The following is a 414-nucleotide window of genomic DNA, read 5'->3' on the forward strand; positions in this document are numbered from 1 at the left end:
GGCGTTCGGACTGCGCGGGCGCAGCGCCGAGCAGCGGGTCGCGCTGGACCTCCTGCTGGACCCGGAGGTCGGCATCGTCTCGATGGGCGGCCGGGCCGGGACGGGGAAGTCCGCGCTGGCGCTCTGCGCCGGGCTGGAGGCGGTCCTGGAGCGGCAGCAGCACCGGAAGGTGATGGTCTTCCGGCCGCTCTACGCGGTCGGCGGCCAGGAGCTCGGCTACCTGCCGGGCAGTGAGAGCGAGAAGATGAGCCCCTGGGCCCAGGCCGTCTTCGACACGCTCTCGGCCGTCACCACCCCGGACGTGATCGAGGAGATCATCTCCCGGGGGATGCTGGAGGTCCTGCCGCTGACCCACATCCGGGGGCGTTCCCTGCACGACGCCTTCGTGATCGTGGACGAGGCGCAGTCGCTGGA

1 protein-coding gene is annotated in these 414 nt (G+C 72.0%); it reads left to right on the forward strand.

Going from position 1 to position 414, the window contains the following annotated elements:
* The coding region (locus PUR56_RS09645; RefSeq protein ID WP_329948558.1) for a PhoH family protein at positions 1 to 414 on the forward strand (414 nt) is incomplete at both ends.

This window comes from Streptomyces sp. BE303 (genome assembly GCF_036290945.1).
Lineage (GTDB): Bacteria > Actinomycetota > Actinomycetes > Streptomycetales > Streptomycetaceae > Kitasatospora.